Below are 14,835 nucleotides of genomic sequence, written 5' to 3' on the forward strand. Positions count from 1 at the left end.
ATGGAATGCGCTAGCGCGGCCGGCCCGGAAGAAACTGCATGGGGTTGCGGCGCGGGCGCTGGAATGTGCGGCGTCGAATGGGCGCGCGCCGTCAGGAGAATTGCCCGGGTGCGGGGCCTTGGGGAGGGCGCGTCCCCTCCGTGCTTCTTCCGGGTGACACACCGCGGGAAATGCGTGCAGCTGGGGCCCGCACCCCGAGGGATGCGGGCCCCAGCTGCAAGATGCGCGTCAGTCTCAGGCGGGAACGATGTTCTCGGCCGTCGGGCCCTTCTGGCCCTGCGCGATGTCGAAGCTGACCTTCTGGCCCTCGCTCAGCTCGCGGAAGCCCTGGGCGGCGATGTTCGAGAAGTGGGCGAAGACGTCGTCGCCGCCACCGTCCTGCTCGATGAAGCCGAAGCCCTTGGCCGCGTTGAACCACTTGACGGTGCCGGTAGCCATGTCATGTCTCCTTCGGGGCAGTACACCAGCTTCCGCATGATGCGGATGCCGTGTCGCCGCGATGATGCCCCGCCGGAGAATGATCCGGGAAATGAAGCGCTTGCGTACGGCCTCGGAGGCCGATGTGGGCGCTTGAAGTTTTTGGGTACCAAAACTGCAACCGAGATCGACAGTAGCATGCCGCACGGGCTTGCGTGTGTTAAATATTCTCGCCCTGTGCGGTGCGGCGAAAATTCTTCCTGCGGGGCCGATCGAACTCTTAGACCGCCGCGGCAGATATTGACTCACCCCGAGTGCAGTGTTTCGAGGGGGCGGGTATCCGCCATTTTGGACGTGGGCGCTTCGCCGGGTCAGCGTCTCGCACCCGGGACGAAGCCCCAGGTCTTCGACCTGGGGATACCGAGGAGGCGGTTGCCCTCGACGGCTTCGTACAGGACCCGGAGCACCTGTGCGCGGTAGGTCCGGCGTTCGCGCAGGGTGGCCACGGCCGTGTCCTCTCGTGCGCGGGCTCCAGGGCCCGTCGGGTCTCTCAGGTCTCGTAGGGGTGGGCGCCGGTGCCGAGGGAGCTGCGGCTGGCGTCCAGCCAGGAGCGGGCGGGGCCGGCCGGTGCGGCCGTGTGACCTGCTCGTACGTGTGGGGTTCATGAAGAACCTTCCTTGATGCGGCATGCATCGAGGAGTTCCGCAACAAGGAATGAGAGAAGCGGCAGCGAGCGGGATGCAGCGGAAAATGAATGCGCGAAAAATTGCATCCGAGGCGTCGAGGAGGATTTGCGTACCTTGAGGCTGTGTCCCGGCAGGGCAAATCGCTGCGGAAATGAATGCAGCTGGGTCCCGCACCCCGAGGGATGCGGGACCCAGCTGCAAGATGCGCGTCAGCGTCAGACGGTGACGATGTTCTCGGCCGTCGGGCCCTTCTGGCCCTGGGCGATGTCGAAGGAGACCTTCTGGCCCTCCTGCAGCTCGCGGAAGCCCGAGGCGGCGATGTTCGAGAAGTGGGCGAACACGTCAGCGCCGCCACCGTCCTGCTCGATGAAGCCGAAACCCTTTTCCGCGTTGAACCACTTCACGGTGCCATTAGCCATGTCGTATCTCCTTGGGGCAGTACGCCGGCATCCGTACCGTACGGAAGCCGTGTCGCCGCGATGATGCCCTGCCCGGAAAATGACCGGAAATACAGAGCGCTTCCGTGCGGCACGGGCCGACGGGAGCGCTCGAAGTTTTCGGGTACCAAAACTGCAACTGAGATGGACGGTAGCACGTCCCCGCAGTATCCGTGCGCCGAATAGTTCCCCCCGGAGCGCCGCCGGTAAAAACCCTCTCTGTGATAGCAGTCAAAATCTCAGGCCGCGAGCACAGGTATTCGTGTATTTCGAATGGGGTGTTTCGGAGGGGGCGGCCGGTGGTGGGCGATCGTGGCGCCGGCGCCGGACCTGCCGCGAGCTGGGCGTACGGGTCGCCCGCCCGCGCCTGGGCGAGGGGAGGAAGGGCCTGGCGGCGGGCGCTCGGGCGCGGCCCGGAGGGCCGATTGCACGGCCGTGCCGCCGCAACTGCCCACGGGGTGGTCGTCACCTTGCGGCTGGTGGATCGGACGCCTCGGCTGCGCGGCGGTATTCGGCGTTGATGCGCTGGGCCTCTTCGGGCTGGTCTTCGAGGATGATGATGCGGCAGGCGGCCTCGATGGGGGTGCCCTGGTCGACGAGCTCGCGGGCGCGGGGATCGCGGTTGCTTGACCGGAGACCACCTCACTGTCGATGTCCTGCGGTACCCGGGTTCCGTCATTCGCCCCGGGCGATCCTGATGGCGGTCAACTCCTCCGTTCTTCCCTCGGCGATCTCGCTGTGTCACGAGCGACGGACGGTCTCCGCCGGGTTCGAGGGGTGGGGCGGGACATACAATCGATTGCTATGTCGAAGCCTGACGAGTTGCTCGTGAGCGTTGCTGCACTGGTGGAGTCCGGGCAGAGCAACCAGATGTCCCTGACCGTGGTCGTCGGCGGTGCTGTGATCACCGGCCGGTTGGCTCCCGAAGCCGTGTGGCGGCAGCGGGTGTCGGAGGTGCTGGAGGATTCGGCCCGGCTGGGCGAGTTCTCCGGCGTGTTCACCGCCACGACAGGCGGGGAGGCTCCGCCGACGCACCTGCACTTCCACGTGGCGCGGATCCTGCAGGAAACCATGGGCATCCCGGAGACGGGCGGTATGTACCGCGTGTCGATCGAGGACGTCACGGCCTGGACCGTGGGCGACTTCAGCTACTCCGACCACTGATCGAGTCCTACGGTAGGAACCCGCGGGCTGGGGTGAGAGCCCGGTCCGGCTGAGCCCTCACCCCGGTCGTCCGCGGGCGGTCATGCGTGCTGGGGCCGGCGGAGTTCTGCCCGGCCGAAGAGGAGGGCGTAGCCGCCCGGGAGTGCGCGGAGGATCCGGGCGAGGAGGTCGGGTCCGGCGAGGCGGGTGACGGCGGCGAGGACGGCGCCGGTGTCCCAGCGGGCGACGGCGGGGCTGGTGCCGGTGCGGGCGGCGAGGTCCTTGACGAAGCCCCAGCCGGTGAGGGGTTCGGTGGCGGGGATCTGGGCCGTGAGGACGAGGGCGGCTTCGACGGGGAGGGCCTGGGCGAGGTCGACGCGTTCGTCGCCGACGAGCTGGCGTCCGAGTGCGGTCAGGACGGTGCGGACGGCTTCTTCTGCGCGTTCGCGGGTGGGGTAGGCGCCTTCGTAGCGCACGCGTTCCAGCATCTGCTCGAACGTCATGGCCGGCTGGGCCTGGTGCGGTCGAGGCTGGTCGTACATGGTGCCGTGATTGCCTTTCTCGTCTGGGGGCTGGTGGTTTTCGGCCTGCAGGGGGGCTGGTCAGGATGGTCAAGGGGTGGCCGAAGAGGAGGTCGTACTCGATCCAGAGGCCGAGGTGGCGCGGACGAACCGCTCGGGCGAGAGGGGCTCCGCGGGTGCAGCGGGCGGCAGCGGGCTGAGGAGGATCAGCGCGTCGGACTCCGGGAGACGGGCGACGGTCTCGCCCCGTACGGTGCCGACCGGGTGGGCGCCGAGCAGGGCCAGGACGACGCGGGCCGCCCGTTCGGCTTCCTCCCGGGTCCGGTACTCGCCGCGTTCCTGGATGTGGCCCGGGAACGCTTCCCGGCGCACCGGCATCTCACGTCACCCCCCGAGGAGGGGTGAACGGGAAACGGGGTGCGGGGGACGGGGTCCCGGAGTGGGATCGGGTTCCCCGTCCTCCGCCGCTGGTGCCGGCCGGGTCAGCCGGAGATCTGCTTGCGGTCGGCGTTGCCGCCGATGGCGATCTTCCGCGGCTTGGCGCGCTCGGAGATCGGGATCCGCAGGGTCAGCACACCGGCTTCGTAGTCGGCTTCGATGTGCTCGGTGTCGAGGGTGTCGGCCAGCATGACCTGGCGGGAGAAGACCCCGAGGGGCCGCTCGGAGAGCTCCATCTGCACGCCGTCGCCCCTGGCCGCGGGCCGGCGCTCGGCCTTGACGGTGAGCATGTTCCGTTCGACGTCGATGTCGATCGCCTCGGGGCTCACTCCGGGGAGGTCGAAGGCGACGACGTACGAGTCTCCCTCCCTGTAGGCGTCCATCGGCATCACGGACGGCTTCGACCACGTACCGGACGTGCCGGAGAGCTGCTGGACGATGCGGTCCATCTCGCGGAACGGGTCGGTGCGCATCAACATCGCGAAACACCTCCAGTTGGTTCAGGCAGAAACTGCCAATGCGCTTCAACGTGCCTCCGTTGTAACATGTCATCGAAACGATGACAAGCAAGAAGTCATCCGGAGGACGACAGTGCACGGGACCGCCCTGGCCGAGGCCGCAGAGCCGACCGCACCGTCCCCCTCCTCGCCGCCGCCGCGGCACTGGAGACCATCGACCAGGCTGTCAAGGACGCGCGGAAAGCCCCCACGAGCACGCCGACAGCCTCCTCCGCACCGGCCGCGGACCCGCACCCGGCCCTGGCCGCGCTGTTGACGCTCCGCGAGGTCCGCGAACAGCTCGCCGGCTGGGAATCCGGCCTGATCGAGAACGCCCGCGGCCAGGGGGCCAGTTGGGCCGATCTGCGGCCCGAGGACGCCGACCTCGCCGACCGCATCGACGCCGTCACCCGGCATGTCGACCGGCTCCGCCAGGACACCCGCGACCAGCGCAGCGCGTGACCCGTGCCCGCGGGGGCCGTGGGCAGGGGGCGCGCCGCCCGTAGACGCAGGAAGTGATCACCGCGGCCGGGCAGTTTCCCCGGACTGCCGACCTCCACGGCATCGCCGTGGAGGTCCTGTGCTCTCCTGTGCCTCCTGGAGATCACGGACGATCGGCCCCCCTTACCCGTGGACCCGGCACCGCCGACCGGTCTGCAGGGCGCGGAGGTGGCCGCCGACCGAGCGGTCGCGTCCGTCAACTGCCTTTGGGGGTCGCGAATTCACCCAGGGCGGCACCGTTGGGTGCGGGCTGCGCGAATCGCTTCTCGCGGTACGGGACGCGGTCCCGTCCGGGTGGTGCGAGCGGGGCGGAGAGGTCTGGACAACGACGAAGGCCCAGGTCGCTGACCTGGGCCTTCGTATCTGAGCGGATGACGGGAATCGAACCCGCGCTATAAGCTTGGGAATTACCCGGCACTTGGGCGTGTGCGCGTCTTCTGACCTGCGGTAACTTCTCTTGAACCCGTGCGGTCGGCCCCTTTCGATGCGCCCCTGGTGACCGCGGTTTACCGGCCCTACTGGCACTTTGTGGCACGTCCGTTGACGGTCCTCATTGAAGGCAGGGTTGGGTGATCGCTACGCCGATAGTCGCAACAGTACTTCTCGGCGGCTGGCTGGGTCTGCCACGATGTGGTCGACCACGGCTTGCCAGACATCAGCGCGTTCTAGCTGTCGAACCACTGCCTCGGCCGGCATGGCACTGGCTTGGTTCGGGATCTGCCGGGAGCCGATTGCGGATCGGTACTCACTCGCCGTCACGCGCTTCAGGCCTTGGCTGGCTGCGGTGTCGATCATCGAGCGAAGAGCGTCCCAGCGTTGATGATCAGGCGTACCAGACCTTGAGTAGTCGCAGGCTGCTTCCCTCAAGACGGAGTAGGAGACCTGGACATCAGCGAAGATGCGCGCGCGCATATCGGGGCTGAACCACCGCGCAAGAGCCACGTACTCCCTTGCCCTGGCTGCTGGCAGACCGTAGCGGGTAGCTGCATGTTTGAAGGCGCTCGAACGGCAAGCCGTATCACTGGGAAACTGAACCAGCAGCGCGTCACCCACCTGGATGCGACCTGCCGCATCCAGGTCGCCAGAGGGGGCGGGGCTCGCTGGTTCGGGGAAGAGTGCGGACATGCAACCTTCATAGCGGGTCGTCCGAAGGCCATGTGGTCTATGCGGTGCCGATCACCCGCATGGGTTGCGGGGCGCAGCACGGTCCGTGTGACCGCCATGGCCGCCTCGGTACATCACGATCCTGGGGCTTGCTGCCGCCGAGGAGGGTACGGGCAAGTGGATTGCTCAGATAACCGTTGATCGCCTCGATGGTCCGCATCGCGGGCAGCAGGCTTTCGTACCAGGCCAGGCCGAGTTGGTTACCAGCGTGGGACAGCAGACCCCGGGCGCACTGCTGACAGCCGCGCGCCCGGGTCTCACAGCGGTTGTGGTGTCAGGTCTCCCAGTAAGCGGCGAGGCCTAAGAGCTCCAGACAACGAAGAAGGCCCAGGTCGCTGACCTGGGCCTTCTTGCAAGAGCGGATGACGGGAATCGAACCCGCGCTATAAGCTTGGGAATCACCCAGCACTTGGATGCCTGCATGGCGGATGACCTGGGAAAACGTCCGTGCCGGGCGCCGTCTGGCAGTTCGCCGGAGCTCTCCTGTTGACCGCTGCTTACCGTCGCTACTGGCGCGTTGTGGCACGGCCACTGCGTCAGCATGCCCCGTGCCCGGCGCGAGGATCTTGAGGCATGTGTGGACGGAGAACGGTGTCCTGCCACTGTCGCCGGGCCGGGCGGCCGAGACGGCTGCGCGTCTGCGCGAGGAGCTCATCACCCGAGGGATCGCCGAGGAGGGGGGTAACTGGCCTTCTCGAAAAGGCCAATTACCCACCCAGTATGGAGCCGCGCATGGCTCAGGTCACCGAATGCTCGTTCCGCGATGCAGGTCGGCCGGGGGTGCGTGTGGCACGGATAGGGCACGCGTCTGTCGGTCCGGGCCGTGCGGCACATCCCTGCCTCGGTGGTTGCGTCTTATCTCCCGGAATCGTGAGTCTTGACGCAAGAGGATGCGGGTAGGAGACTACTTGCGTGTTCCCTCCTGGTTTCGTGAGGGGAGGCGTAAGGAGATGGTCATGGAACTGCTGTCGGTGAAAGAGGCTGCGGCCCTGCTCGGGGTGGATGATTCCCGTGTCCGTCAGTTGCTGCATGACGGGAAGCTGCAGGGGCAGCGAGTCGGTGGTCGCTGGCTGGTTGCCGGGGACAGTGTCCGGGATCGCAAGGACCGGGGTCCTCGTTCACGGAGACCACTGTCGGCCCGCAATGCGTGGGGCGTCCTGGCGTTGCTGGACGGCCATCAGCCAGTGAATCTGTCCGACGCCGAGAAGTCCCGGCTGAGAATGCGGTTGCGGAATCTCCTTGCCCACGGGCAACTGGCTCCGGCCCTGCTCCAGGAGCTTCTTGCCGCCCGTGCCGAAGTTCGCTCGTACCGCGTTCATTCAGGCGTACTGCCGGTTCTGCTCGCCGCTCAGGATGTGGTGAGGGGGGGAGCGGGCGCGGCGGCGCAGGCGGGGGCGGACTACGTCGCTCTCGGTCGCGCGGAGATCTACGTACATCCCGACAGGGTCGACAAGCTGGAAGCTGAGCTCGGCATGGTCCGTGATGAAGAGCGGGGCAACGTCTCGGTCCGAATTCCCCCGGCGGAGATGTGGTCGTTCCTGACCTCAAGATCTGAAACGCCTGGGCAGGGCCACGACGCCCCTGCCTCAGTGGTGGCGGCCGACTTGCTGGACCGCCACGAGGGCCGAGCCGACGCTGCCGCAGCTGGGTTGCTTGAGCCTCTGCTGACTCGCTACGCACAGCCTCGGAGGACGTGATCATGGTGGCTGACTCGCCCGACGTGCGACTGGAGTCGGACCTGTTCACCGGCCCCCTGGTGGAGTTGTGGGGCGTGCTGTTCGACCTTTCGGAGCGGGTGCCGGATGCCTGGTCGCTGATCGGCGGGCAGATGGTGCTCCTGCACGGCCTGGAGCACGGTCGGACTCCACCGGCGGCGAGCGCCGATCTGGATGTCCTGGCTGACGTGCAGTCGGACCAGCAGAGCTTGCGCCGTTTGGTTGCGGCACTGGGACGGCTCGGATTCTCCCCCGCCGGCATGTCGCCGCAGGGCAACCTGTTGCACCGCTATCAGCGCGGTGTGGAGCCGCAGCGGTTGGTGGTGGATCTTCTGGCGCCCGACAACCTCGGCCCCCGTGCAGACCTCACAACGACGCCGCCCGGCCGCACGCTGGAGGTGCCGGGCGGTCGGCAGGCTGCGCAGAGAACCGAGGCTGTGAGTGTGCAACTGGGGCTTCGGACCGGCCGGATCCGTCGCCCCAGCCTGTTGGGGGCGATCGTGGCGAAGGCCGCAGCGGTGAGCATCAAGACCGCTTCACCGGAGCGGCACTACCGGGATCTGGCGTTCTTGCTCTCGTTGCCTGCCAATCCGCTGCAACTCAGAGATCAACTCGACAAGGGCGACCGTAAGAAGCTCGAGTTCGCGAAAGCTCTGCACGATCCGCAGCATGCCGCGTGGCGTCAACTGTCCGACGAGGCTGAGAGGGCTGACGGCCGGGCTATGTACGCATTCTTGTCTCCGCCTGCGTGACGTGAGGGCGGCGAGCGCCCGTGACCTCGTCGCCGTCGAGGTGGTGCGCAAGTGGGGCAGGACTCCTGAAGAGGTCTAGACAACAACGAAGGCCCAGGTCTCTGACCTGGGCCTTCGTATCTGAGCGGATGACGGGAATCGAACCCGCGCTATAAGCTTGGGAAGCTCATGTTCTACCATTAAACTACATCCGCACGGCGCGGCCGTTGGTTGGTCGCGCAGCGTTGCACACACTTTACCCCATGATCGGCCCCCGGCGTGCGCGCCCGGGGGTCGTTGTGTTGTTCGGGGTGCACGGGCGGTCCCGGTGACGGGAGTTGGGCGTAGCGTGGGGTGCGGGTCGTGGGTGGAGTGGCGGCTGGAGTGGGTCTTGGTCATCCCCTAATGTGGCGATTCGTCGCAGTACGGTTGGTTGGGGAAAGGGACTCGATGGAGCACACCGTCGTCCGTTGTGCCGAAGGGCACGTATTCAGCACCGCCTCGTTCCCGCTGCAGCACCTCGGTGCCGGCCGGATCGGGCCGGGGCGGCTCATCCGGTGTCCGCGGTGCGCGCGGCTTCGGCAGGCCGTTCCGGTGGGCGGCGCGAAGCGGTAGCAGCGGCTGGGCGGGACGCGCGCGGGGGCTCTCGATTGGGGGTGGCCCGCGCGCTCTGCGTATCCTCGGGGCGTGCTTCTCTCAGACAAGGACATCCGGGCCGAGATCGACAGCGGACGGGTGCGCATCGACCCGTTCGACGAATCGATGGTGCAGCCCTCCAGCATCGACGTACGCCTCGACCGGTTCTTCCGGGTCTTCGAGAACCACCGGTACGCCCATATCGATCCCGCGATCGAGCAGGCCGATCTGACCAGGCTGGTCGAACCGGAGGGCGACGAGGCCTTCATTCTGCATCCCGGCGAGTTCGTCCTGGCCTCCACTTACGAGGTCATCTCGCTGCCCGACGACATTGCCTCCAGACTGGAGGGGAAGTCGAGCCTCGGGCGGCTGGGACTGGTCACGCATTCCACGGCCGGTTTCATCGACCCGGGGTTCTCCGGGCACGTGACCCTGGAGCTGTCGAATCTCGCGACGCTCCCGATCAAGCTGTGGCCCGGGATGAAGATCGGGCAGCTGTGCCTCTTCCGGCTCAGCTCGCCCGCCGAGTTCCCGTACGGCAGTGAGCGGTACGGGTCGAGGTACCAGGGCCAGCGCGGTCCGACGGCCTCGCGGTCCTTCCAGAACTTCCACCGCACCCAGGTAGGCGACCGGAATGAGTGACGTAGTACGCGAGGAGCTCGATTACGCGGGCTTCGGACGGGCTGTGCGGGAACTCGCGCAGACCATCGCCGACGACGGTTACGAGCCCGACATCATTCTCAGCATCGCCCGGGGCGGTGTATTCGTCGCCGGCGGTCTGGCCTACGCGCTCGACTGCAAGAACATCCACCTGGTGAACGTGGAGTTCTACACGGGCGTGGGCACCACCTTGGAAATGCCGGTCATGCTGGCACCGGTGCCGGACGCGATCGACTTCTCCGACAAGAAGATCCTGATCGCCGACGATGTCGCCGATACCGGAAAGACCCTGAAGCTGGTCCACGACTTCTGCCTCGGGACGGTGGCGGAGGTGCGGTCGGCGGTCATCTACGAGAAGTCGCACTCGCTGGTGAAGTGCGAATACGTCTGGAAGAAGACCGACGACTGGATCAACTTCCCGTGGTCGGTGGAGCCGCCGGTGGTCCGGCGGGCCGGGCAGGTCCTCGACGCCTGAGGCGCGGGTGCCGGTACGGAGCGAGGACATGACTGAGGGGCGGGCCCGCGGGCCCGCCCCTCAGTCGTGCACGGCGCCCGCTACAGGGTGCCCAGCTTGATGATCGAGAGCAGGGCGATCAGCTGGATGGCGGAGGCGCCCAGGGCCTTCGGCCACGGCAGATCGTGGGACTTGGAGACCAGGGTGGTGAAGAGGAAGCCGGCCACCACCCAGGTCGCCCAGCCGAGCACCTGGACCAGGCCGTTGTCCCCGCCGAGGAAGACCGCGAACACCAGGCGCGGGGCGTCGGTCAGCGACATCACCAGCATGGAGAGGCCCACGGTGGGCTGCCAGGCCCCGTCCCCGCCGAGCTGCCGGGCCAGCGTGTGGGTGACCGCGCCCAGGATCAGTCCGCAGACGACGAAGGCGACACCGGTCGACAGCACGATGGGGACGGCGTTGGTGAGGGTCGCGTTGATCACGTCCTCGCGTGCCTCGTCCAGGCCGAAGACGGCGAGCAGCCCGTACAGGAAGGTGACGAGCAGCGCCGGGCCCCAGACCGCGTAGTCCCGCATCTGGAGGAAGGTCGGGCCGGGCCGCGTCACGATGCCGCGGATCAGGTCCTTCCAGTGCAGCCGGGGTCCGGCCGGAGCGCCGCCGCCGTTGCTGCCGCCCGCCTGGTAGACCGCCCCCTGGCTGTACGGGTCCTCGCCGATGGCGAAGGCCTGGGTGTGGCCGGGGTTGTCGGCGTACGAGCCGCCCTGCGCGGGGCCCGGGCCGGGGTAGCCGTACGCGGGTCCGCCGCCGTGCCCCTGGTGTCCCTGGTAGCCCTGGTGCCCCTGTGGGGCGTGCGGGTCGTGGGGGTCGAAGTACTCGGGCTCGCCGTGGCCCCCGTGCTGCTGCGGCCAGGCCTGCTGGGGCGGCTGCTGGGAGCCCTGCGGGTACGGCCGGCCGCCGTACGGTGCGGGCGCCTGCGGGGGCCGCTGCTGACCGTACGGCTGCTGCCGCGGGGGTTGTTGAGAGCCGCGGTCGTTGTTCCTGCCGCGTCCGATCCTGAATCCAGCCACGTGATCGAACGTACCCGGTCCGGCGGGCGGCGGTGCACGGGCGGCCCGAAGACGTCCCCTTTGCGGCTGACCTGTGACATCCCCTAAGGGAACCCCGGGGGGCTTTCCCCCGTCCGTTCTGTGGCCATTTGACGGAGTTACGGTGCTGTGCGGTGGTCTGTGGCCAGCCGTTACGTTGCCGATGGAATACCCACATACCGGGTCCGTAGCTTCGTCGTATCCCCCCACGGAGTCACGAAGAAGCGACGAAGGAAGAGCCCTCTCATGCGAACCCCCCGCCGGATCACCACCCTCCGAGCCGCCGCCGCCACCGTCGGAGCCGCCGCCGTCCTGGCCCTCCCGGCCGGGCACGCCTTCGCCGATTCCCCGGCCGTCCCCGAGCCGCAGGTGCTGCCCGGGCACGAGCAGCAGATCACCGACCCGACCACCGACCCGAGCACCGATCCTTCCGTGCCGCCGGTGAAGGAGAAGAAGGACGAGAAGAAGGACGAGAAGAAGGACGAGGACAGGGACCAGAAGGAGACCAAGAAGGGGCGGGCCTTCGTCACCAGTGTGAAGCTGGCCGACGGGTCCGTCGCGAAGGTCTACCGGATCGGGACGGACCGGGTGGAGGCCGAGATCTGGGCCGGTTCCACCAAGCTCGACACCCTGGTCAGCGAGGGCGGTTCGCCGGCCTACGGCCAGAACAACGGGCTGCACGTGGTGCTCCGGCCCGACGGCACCGTCAGCTCCTGGCTCGAAGGCGGCCCGAAGCCCAAGCCGCACCCGGACCACCAGCACAAGCCGAAGCCGAAGCCGAAGCACGAGGTGCGGAAGGAGTCCTCCGCGAAGGTGGTCATGGCCGACGGCCGCACCGCCAAGCTGATCGACGGACGGCACGGCAAGCGCGTCGAGTTCTTCATGCCGAACGGCGCCTTCCTGGGCACGATCGACCTCGCCCACCCGAGCGTGGTGAACGACGGCTGGACCTACAAGCTGGTCCAGGACGGCCAGCGGGTCACCTTCGTGGTCATCGACGGCAAGGGCGGCGGCAACAGCTGGGTCTACGACTTCGGCGGCCGGCTGGTGGCGAAGTACACGGTGGACCAGCACGGGGCCGTGAAGCCCGCGCCCAAGCCCGTGGCGCCCAAGATCGTGGACAAGGCCGCGGACAAGGCCGCGGACAAGGCCGCCGACAAGCCCGTCGCGAACCCCGTGCAGCGGATCGCCGACCGGCCTGCGGCGCAGCCGGGCGGGCACGCCGTGCCCAAGGGCGGCGTGGCCGCCGGGGCCCCGGGCGCCGAGCAGGACTCCGAGACCCCGGTGCTGCTCGCCGCGGGCGGTGGCATGGCGGCCGTCGGCGCGGCCGGACTGGGCTTCGCCCTGCTGCGCCGCGACCGGGCCTGACCCGTACGGCGACGCGACACGTACCAGAACAGGTGCGGGTACCCGAACGGCCGGCCCCCCGAGCGGGGGACCGGCCGTTCCGGTGGTGCGGTGGTGCCGTACGCGGTGCTACTGCGCGGGCTCCGGCTCGGCGGCCGGTTCCGGCTCGGGCTCCGCCGGGGTCTTCACGGACTCCAGCAGCAGCTGGGCCACGTCGACGACCTGCACGGACTCCTTGGCCTGGCCGTCGTTCTTCTTGCCGTTGACCGAGTCGGTCAGCATCACCAGGCAGAACGGGCAGGCGGTGGAGACGATGTCCGGGTTGAGGGACAGGGCCTCCTCGACGCGCTCGTTGTTGATGCGCTTGCCGATCCGCTCCTCCATCCACATGCGCGCGCCGCCGGCGCCGCAGCAGAAGCCGCGCTCCTTGTGGCGGTGCATCTCCTGCTGGCGCAGGCCCGGGACGGCCGACATGATCTCGCGCGGCGGCGTGTAGACCTTGTTGTGGCGGCCCAGGTAGCAGGGGTCGTGGTAGGTGATCAGACCGTCGACCGGGGTGACCGGGGTGAGCCGGCCCTCGTCGATCAGGTGCTGGAGCAGCTGGGTGTGGTGGATGACCTCGTACTCGCCGCCCAGCTGCGGGTACTCGTTGGCGATGGTGTTGAAGCAGTGCGGGCAGGTGGAGACGATCTTCTTGGAAGCCTTGGGCTTCTTCGTCGACTCGTCCTCGTCGTCCTCGCCGAAGGCCATGTTCAGCATGGCCACGTTCTCCTGGGCCAGCTGCTGGAACAGCGGCTCGTTGCCCAGGCGGCGCGGGGAGTCGCCGGTGCACTTCTCGTCCCCGCCCATGATCGCGAACTTGACGCCCGCGATGTTCAGCAGCTCGGCGAAGGCCTTGGTGGTCTTCTTGGCCCGGTCCTCCAGGGCGCCCGCGCAGCCGACCCAGTACAGGTAGTCGAACTCGGAGAGGTCCTCCGCGTCCTTCCCGATGATCGGGACCTCGAAGTCGACCTCCTTGGTCCACTCCACCCGCTGCTTCTTGGCCAGGCCCCAGGGGTTGCCCTTCTTCTCCAGGTTCTTGAGCATGGTGCCCGCCTCGGAGGGGAAGGCGCTCTCGATCATCACCTGGTAGCGGCGCATGTCGACGATGTGGTCGATGTGCTCGATGTCGACCGGGCACTGCTCCACGCAGGCGCCGCAGGTGGTGCAGGACCACAGCACGTCGGGGTCGATGACCCCGTTCTCCTCGGCGGTGCCGATCAGCGGGCGCTCGGCCTCGGCGAGGGCTTCGGCCGGGACTCCGGCGAGCTGCTCCTCGGTGGCCTTCTCCTCGCCCTCCACGGTCTTGCCGCCGCCGGCCAGCAGGTACGGGGCCTTGGCGTGCGCGTGGTCGCGCAGCGACATGATCAGGAGCTTGGGGGAGAGCGGCTTGCCGGTGTTCCAGGCGGGGCACTGCGACTGGCAGCGGCCGCACTCGGTGCAGGTGGAGAAGTCGAGGATGCCCTTCCAGGAGAACTGCTCGACCTGGGAGACGCCGAAGACGTCGTCCTCGCCCGGGTCCTCGAAGTCGATCTCCTTGCCGCCCGAGGTCATCGGCAGCAGCGCGCCGAGCGCGGTGCCGCCGTCGGCCTTGCGCTTGAACCAGATGTTCGGGAAGCCGAGGAAGCGGTGCCAGGCCACACCCATGTTGGTGTTGAGGCTGACCACGATCATCCAGGTGAAGGACGTGGCGATCTTGAGGGCCGCGAAGAAGTAGGTGAGGTGCTGGAGCGTGTTCAGGCTCAGCCCGTCGAAGGCGGCGATCAGCGGGTACGAGGCGAAGAAGCCCGGCTCCCAGCCGTCCACGCCGTGCTGGGCGCCCTCCAGCGCGCGCAGCGTCATGATGCAGACGCCGACGGTCAGGATGACGGCCTCGACGAAGTACGCCTGGCCCGTCTTGGAGCCCGCGAAACGCGATTTGCGGCCCGCCTTGCCCGGCCGGCTCAGCTGGCGGATCACGATGAGGGTGACGATGCCGAGCACGGTCATCAGGCCGAGGAACTCGGTGAAGATCTCGTACGGCAGCCAGTCGCCGATGATCGGGATCAGCCAGTCGGCCTGGAACAGCTGGCCGAAGGCGTTGACGATGGTGAGCAGCAGCGAGAAGAAGCCCACCGCCACGAACCAGTGCGCCGCCCCGACGATGCCCCAGCGGTTCATCCGGGTGTGGCCGAGGAACTCCTTGGCCAGCGTGAGGGTGCGCTGGGTGGGGTCGCCGGTGCGCGTGCCCGCGGGCACTGGCTGGCCGAGGCGCACGAAGCGGTAGATCTGCGCGATGGCACGGCCGAACAGCGCGACGGCTACCACCGTGATGACCAGCGACACGATGATCGCGGCGAGTTGCATGGGAGGGCTCCTCGGGCG

General features: G+C 68.0%; 15 protein-coding genes, 1 tRNA gene and 2 pseudogenes. 7 read left to right on the top strand and 11 right to left on the bottom strand.

Annotated elements, in window-relative coordinates; translation table 11 throughout:
* Positions 1–234: 234 nt before the first annotated feature.
* From ACZ50K_RS17305 to ACZ50K_RS17320, 4 genes and pseudogenes are all read right to left on the bottom strand, one after another.
* Positions 235–438, bottom strand: coding sequence for a cold-shock protein (locus tag ACZ50K_RS17305; protein ID WP_392055214.1), 204 nt, complete (start codon positions 436–438; stop codon positions 235–237).
* 350 nt (positions 439–788) lie between these two features.
* Positions 789–923: a hypothetical protein gene (locus ACZ50K_RS17310; protein ID WP_468903509.1), complete on the bottom strand. Its 135-nt coding sequence runs from the start codon at positions 921–923 to the stop codon at positions 789–791.
* 395 nt (positions 924–1,318) lie between these two features.
* Entirely contained in the window at positions 1,319–1,522 is a 204-nt protein-coding gene (locus ACZ50K_RS17315) for a cold-shock protein (protein WP_468903511.1), read from the bottom strand.
* 483 nt (positions 1,523–2,005) lie between these two features.
* Positions 2,006–2,152 (bottom strand): annotated as a pseudogene (locus ACZ50K_RS17320) (MerR family transcriptional regulator); the annotation flags it as partial.
* Positions 2,153–2,344: 192 nt separating this feature from the next.
* Here ACZ50K_RS17320 and ACZ50K_RS17325 point away from each other — a divergent pair.
* The gene (locus ACZ50K_RS17325) at positions 2,345–2,704 is read left to right on the top strand and encodes a hypothetical protein (protein WP_468903513.1); all 360 of its coding nucleotides are present in this window, start codon (positions 2,345–2,347) and stop codon (positions 2,702–2,704) included.
* Between the two features lie 80 nt (positions 2,705–2,784).
* Here ACZ50K_RS17325 and ACZ50K_RS17330 read toward each other — a convergent pair whose 3' ends face one another.
* The 3 genes and pseudogenes from ACZ50K_RS17330 to ACZ50K_RS17340 all read right to left on the bottom strand — a co-directional run bounded on the left by ACZ50K_RS17330 (position 2,785) and on the right by ACZ50K_RS17340 (position 4,121).
* The gene (locus tag ACZ50K_RS17330) at positions 2,785–3,225 is read right to left on the bottom strand and encodes a DUF2267 domain-containing protein (RefSeq protein ID WP_468903515.1); all 441 of its coding nucleotides are present in this window, start codon (positions 3,223–3,225) and stop codon (positions 2,785–2,787) included.
* A gap of 78 nt (positions 3,226–3,303) precedes the next feature.
* Positions 3,304–3,582, bottom strand: a pseudogene (locus ACZ50K_RS17335) (DUF2267 domain-containing protein); the annotation flags it as partial.
* Positions 3,583–3,686: 104 nt separating this feature from the next.
* Positions 3,687–4,121, bottom strand: a complete 435-nt coding sequence (locus tag ACZ50K_RS17340; protein WP_468903517.1) for an Hsp20/alpha crystallin family protein — start codon at positions 4,119–4,121, stop codon at positions 3,687–3,689.
* Positions 4,122–4,412: 291 nt separating this feature from the next.
* On the opposite strand from ACZ50K_RS17340, the gene ACZ50K_RS17345 reads away from it, so the two are divergent.
* A complete protein-coding gene (locus ACZ50K_RS17345) occupies positions 4,413–4,601 on the top strand; it encodes a hypothetical protein (protein WP_468903519.1) in 189 nt (62 codons plus the stop codon).
* A gap of 615 nt (positions 4,602–5,216) precedes the next feature.
* On the opposite strand, the gene ACZ50K_RS17350 is transcribed toward ACZ50K_RS17345, so the two are convergent.
* Positions 5,217–5,765, bottom strand: coding sequence for a hypothetical protein (locus ACZ50K_RS17350; protein WP_468903521.1), 549 nt, complete (start codon positions 5,763–5,765; stop codon positions 5,217–5,219).
* Positions 5,766–6,760: 995 nt separating this feature from the next.
* Here ACZ50K_RS17350 and ACZ50K_RS17355 point away from each other — a divergent pair.
* Both ACZ50K_RS17355 and ACZ50K_RS17360 read left to right on the top strand, forming a co-directional pair.
* Positions 6,761–7,501, top strand: a complete 741-nt coding sequence (locus ACZ50K_RS17355) for a helix-turn-helix domain-containing protein (protein ID WP_468903523.1) — start codon at positions 6,761–6,763, stop codon at positions 7,499–7,501.
* A gap of 2 nt (positions 7,502–7,503) precedes the next feature.
* The gene (locus tag ACZ50K_RS17360; RefSeq protein ID WP_468903525.1) at positions 7,504–8,271 is read left to right on the top strand and encodes a hypothetical protein; all 768 of its coding nucleotides are present in this window, start codon (positions 7,504–7,506) and stop codon (positions 8,269–8,271) included.
* Between the two features lie 123 nt (positions 8,272–8,394).
* Here ACZ50K_RS17360 and ACZ50K_RS17365 read toward each other — a convergent pair.
* Positions 8,395–8,465: transfer RNA gene (locus ACZ50K_RS17365), tRNA-Gly, on the bottom strand.
* Positions 8,466–8,937: 472 nt separating this feature from the next.
* Here ACZ50K_RS17365 and dcd point away from each other — a divergent pair.
* Entirely contained in the window at positions 8,938–9,528 is a 591-nt protein-coding gene (gene dcd, locus ACZ50K_RS17370) for a dCTP deaminase (RefSeq protein ID WP_468903527.1), read from the top strand.
* Entirely contained in the window at positions 9,521–10,021 is a 501-nt protein-coding gene (locus tag ACZ50K_RS17375; RefSeq protein WP_468903529.1) for a phosphoribosyltransferase, read from the top strand. Before dcd ends, ACZ50K_RS17375 begins: the two co-directional genes overlap by 8 nt.
* Positions 10,022–10,101: 80 nt before the next feature.
* Here ACZ50K_RS17375 and ACZ50K_RS17380 read toward each other — a convergent pair whose 3' ends face one another.
* A complete protein-coding gene (locus tag ACZ50K_RS17380) occupies positions 10,102–11,067 on the bottom strand; it encodes a Yip1 family protein (RefSeq protein ID WP_468903531.1) in 966 nt (321 codons plus the stop codon).
* Between the two features lie 264 nt (positions 11,068–11,331).
* Here ACZ50K_RS17380 and ACZ50K_RS17385 point away from each other — a divergent pair, with 264 nt between their 5' ends.
* Positions 11,332–12,453 carry a hypothetical protein gene (locus tag ACZ50K_RS17385; protein WP_468903533.1) on the top strand — a complete coding sequence of 374 codons (1,122 nt, stop codon included), beginning with the start codon at positions 11,332–11,334 and terminating at the stop codon, positions 12,451–12,453.
* A gap of 108 nt (positions 12,454–12,561) precedes the next feature.
* On the opposite strand, the gene ACZ50K_RS17390 is transcribed toward ACZ50K_RS17385, so the two are convergent.
* Positions 12,562–14,817 carry a (Fe-S)-binding protein gene (locus tag ACZ50K_RS17390; RefSeq protein ID WP_468903535.1) on the bottom strand — a complete coding sequence of 752 codons (2,256 nt, stop codon included), beginning with the start codon at positions 14,815–14,817 and terminating at the stop codon, positions 12,562–12,564.
* Positions 14,818–14,835 lie beyond the last annotated feature (18 nt).

The sequence above is a fragment of the Streptomyces sp. NPDC033845 genome (genome assembly GCF_055576225.1).

Excerpts from the sequence above, each read along its gene's own strand:
- ACZ50K_RS17305 (WP_392055214.1), bottom strand. The coding sequence starts at position 438 with ATGGCTACCGGCACCGTCAAGTGGTTCAACGCGGCCAAGGGCTTCGGC.
- ACZ50K_RS17340 (WP_468903517.1), bottom strand. The coding sequence starts at position 4,121 with ATGTTGATGCGCACCGACCCGTTCCGCGAGATGGACCGCATCGTCCAG.
- ACZ50K_RS17350 (WP_468903521.1), bottom strand. The coding sequence starts at position 5,765 with ATGTCCGCACTCTTCCCCGAACCAGCGAGCCCCGCCCCCTCTGGCGAC.
- ACZ50K_RS17360 (WP_468903525.1), top strand. The coding sequence starts at position 7,504 with ATGGTGGCTGACTCGCCCGACGTGCGACTGGAGTCGGACCTGTTCACC.
- ACZ50K_RS17325 (WP_468903513.1), top strand. The coding sequence starts at position 2,345 with ATGTCGAAGCCTGACGAGTTGCTCGTGAGCGTTGCTGCACTGGTGGAG.
- ACZ50K_RS17385 (WP_468903533.1), top strand. The coding sequence starts at position 11,332 with ATGCGAACCCCCCGCCGGATCACCACCCTCCGAGCCGCCGCCGCCACC.
- ACZ50K_RS17355 (WP_468903523.1), top strand. The coding sequence starts at position 6,761 with ATGGAACTGCTGTCGGTGAAAGAGGCTGCGGCCCTGCTCGGGGTGGAT.
- ACZ50K_RS17330 (WP_468903515.1), bottom strand. The coding sequence starts at position 3,225 with ATGTACGACCAGCCTCGACCGCACCAGGCCCAGCCGGCCATGACGTTC.
- ACZ50K_RS17375 (WP_468903529.1), top strand. The coding sequence starts at position 9,521 with ATGAGTGACGTAGTACGCGAGGAGCTCGATTACGCGGGCTTCGGACGG.
- ACZ50K_RS17315 (WP_468903511.1), bottom strand. The coding sequence starts at position 1,522 with ATGGCTAATGGCACCGTGAAGTGGTTCAACGCGGAAAAGGGTTTCGGC.
- ACZ50K_RS17390 (WP_468903535.1), bottom strand. The coding sequence starts at position 14,817 with ATGCAACTCGCCGCGATCATCGTGTCGCTGGTCATCACGGTGGTAGCC.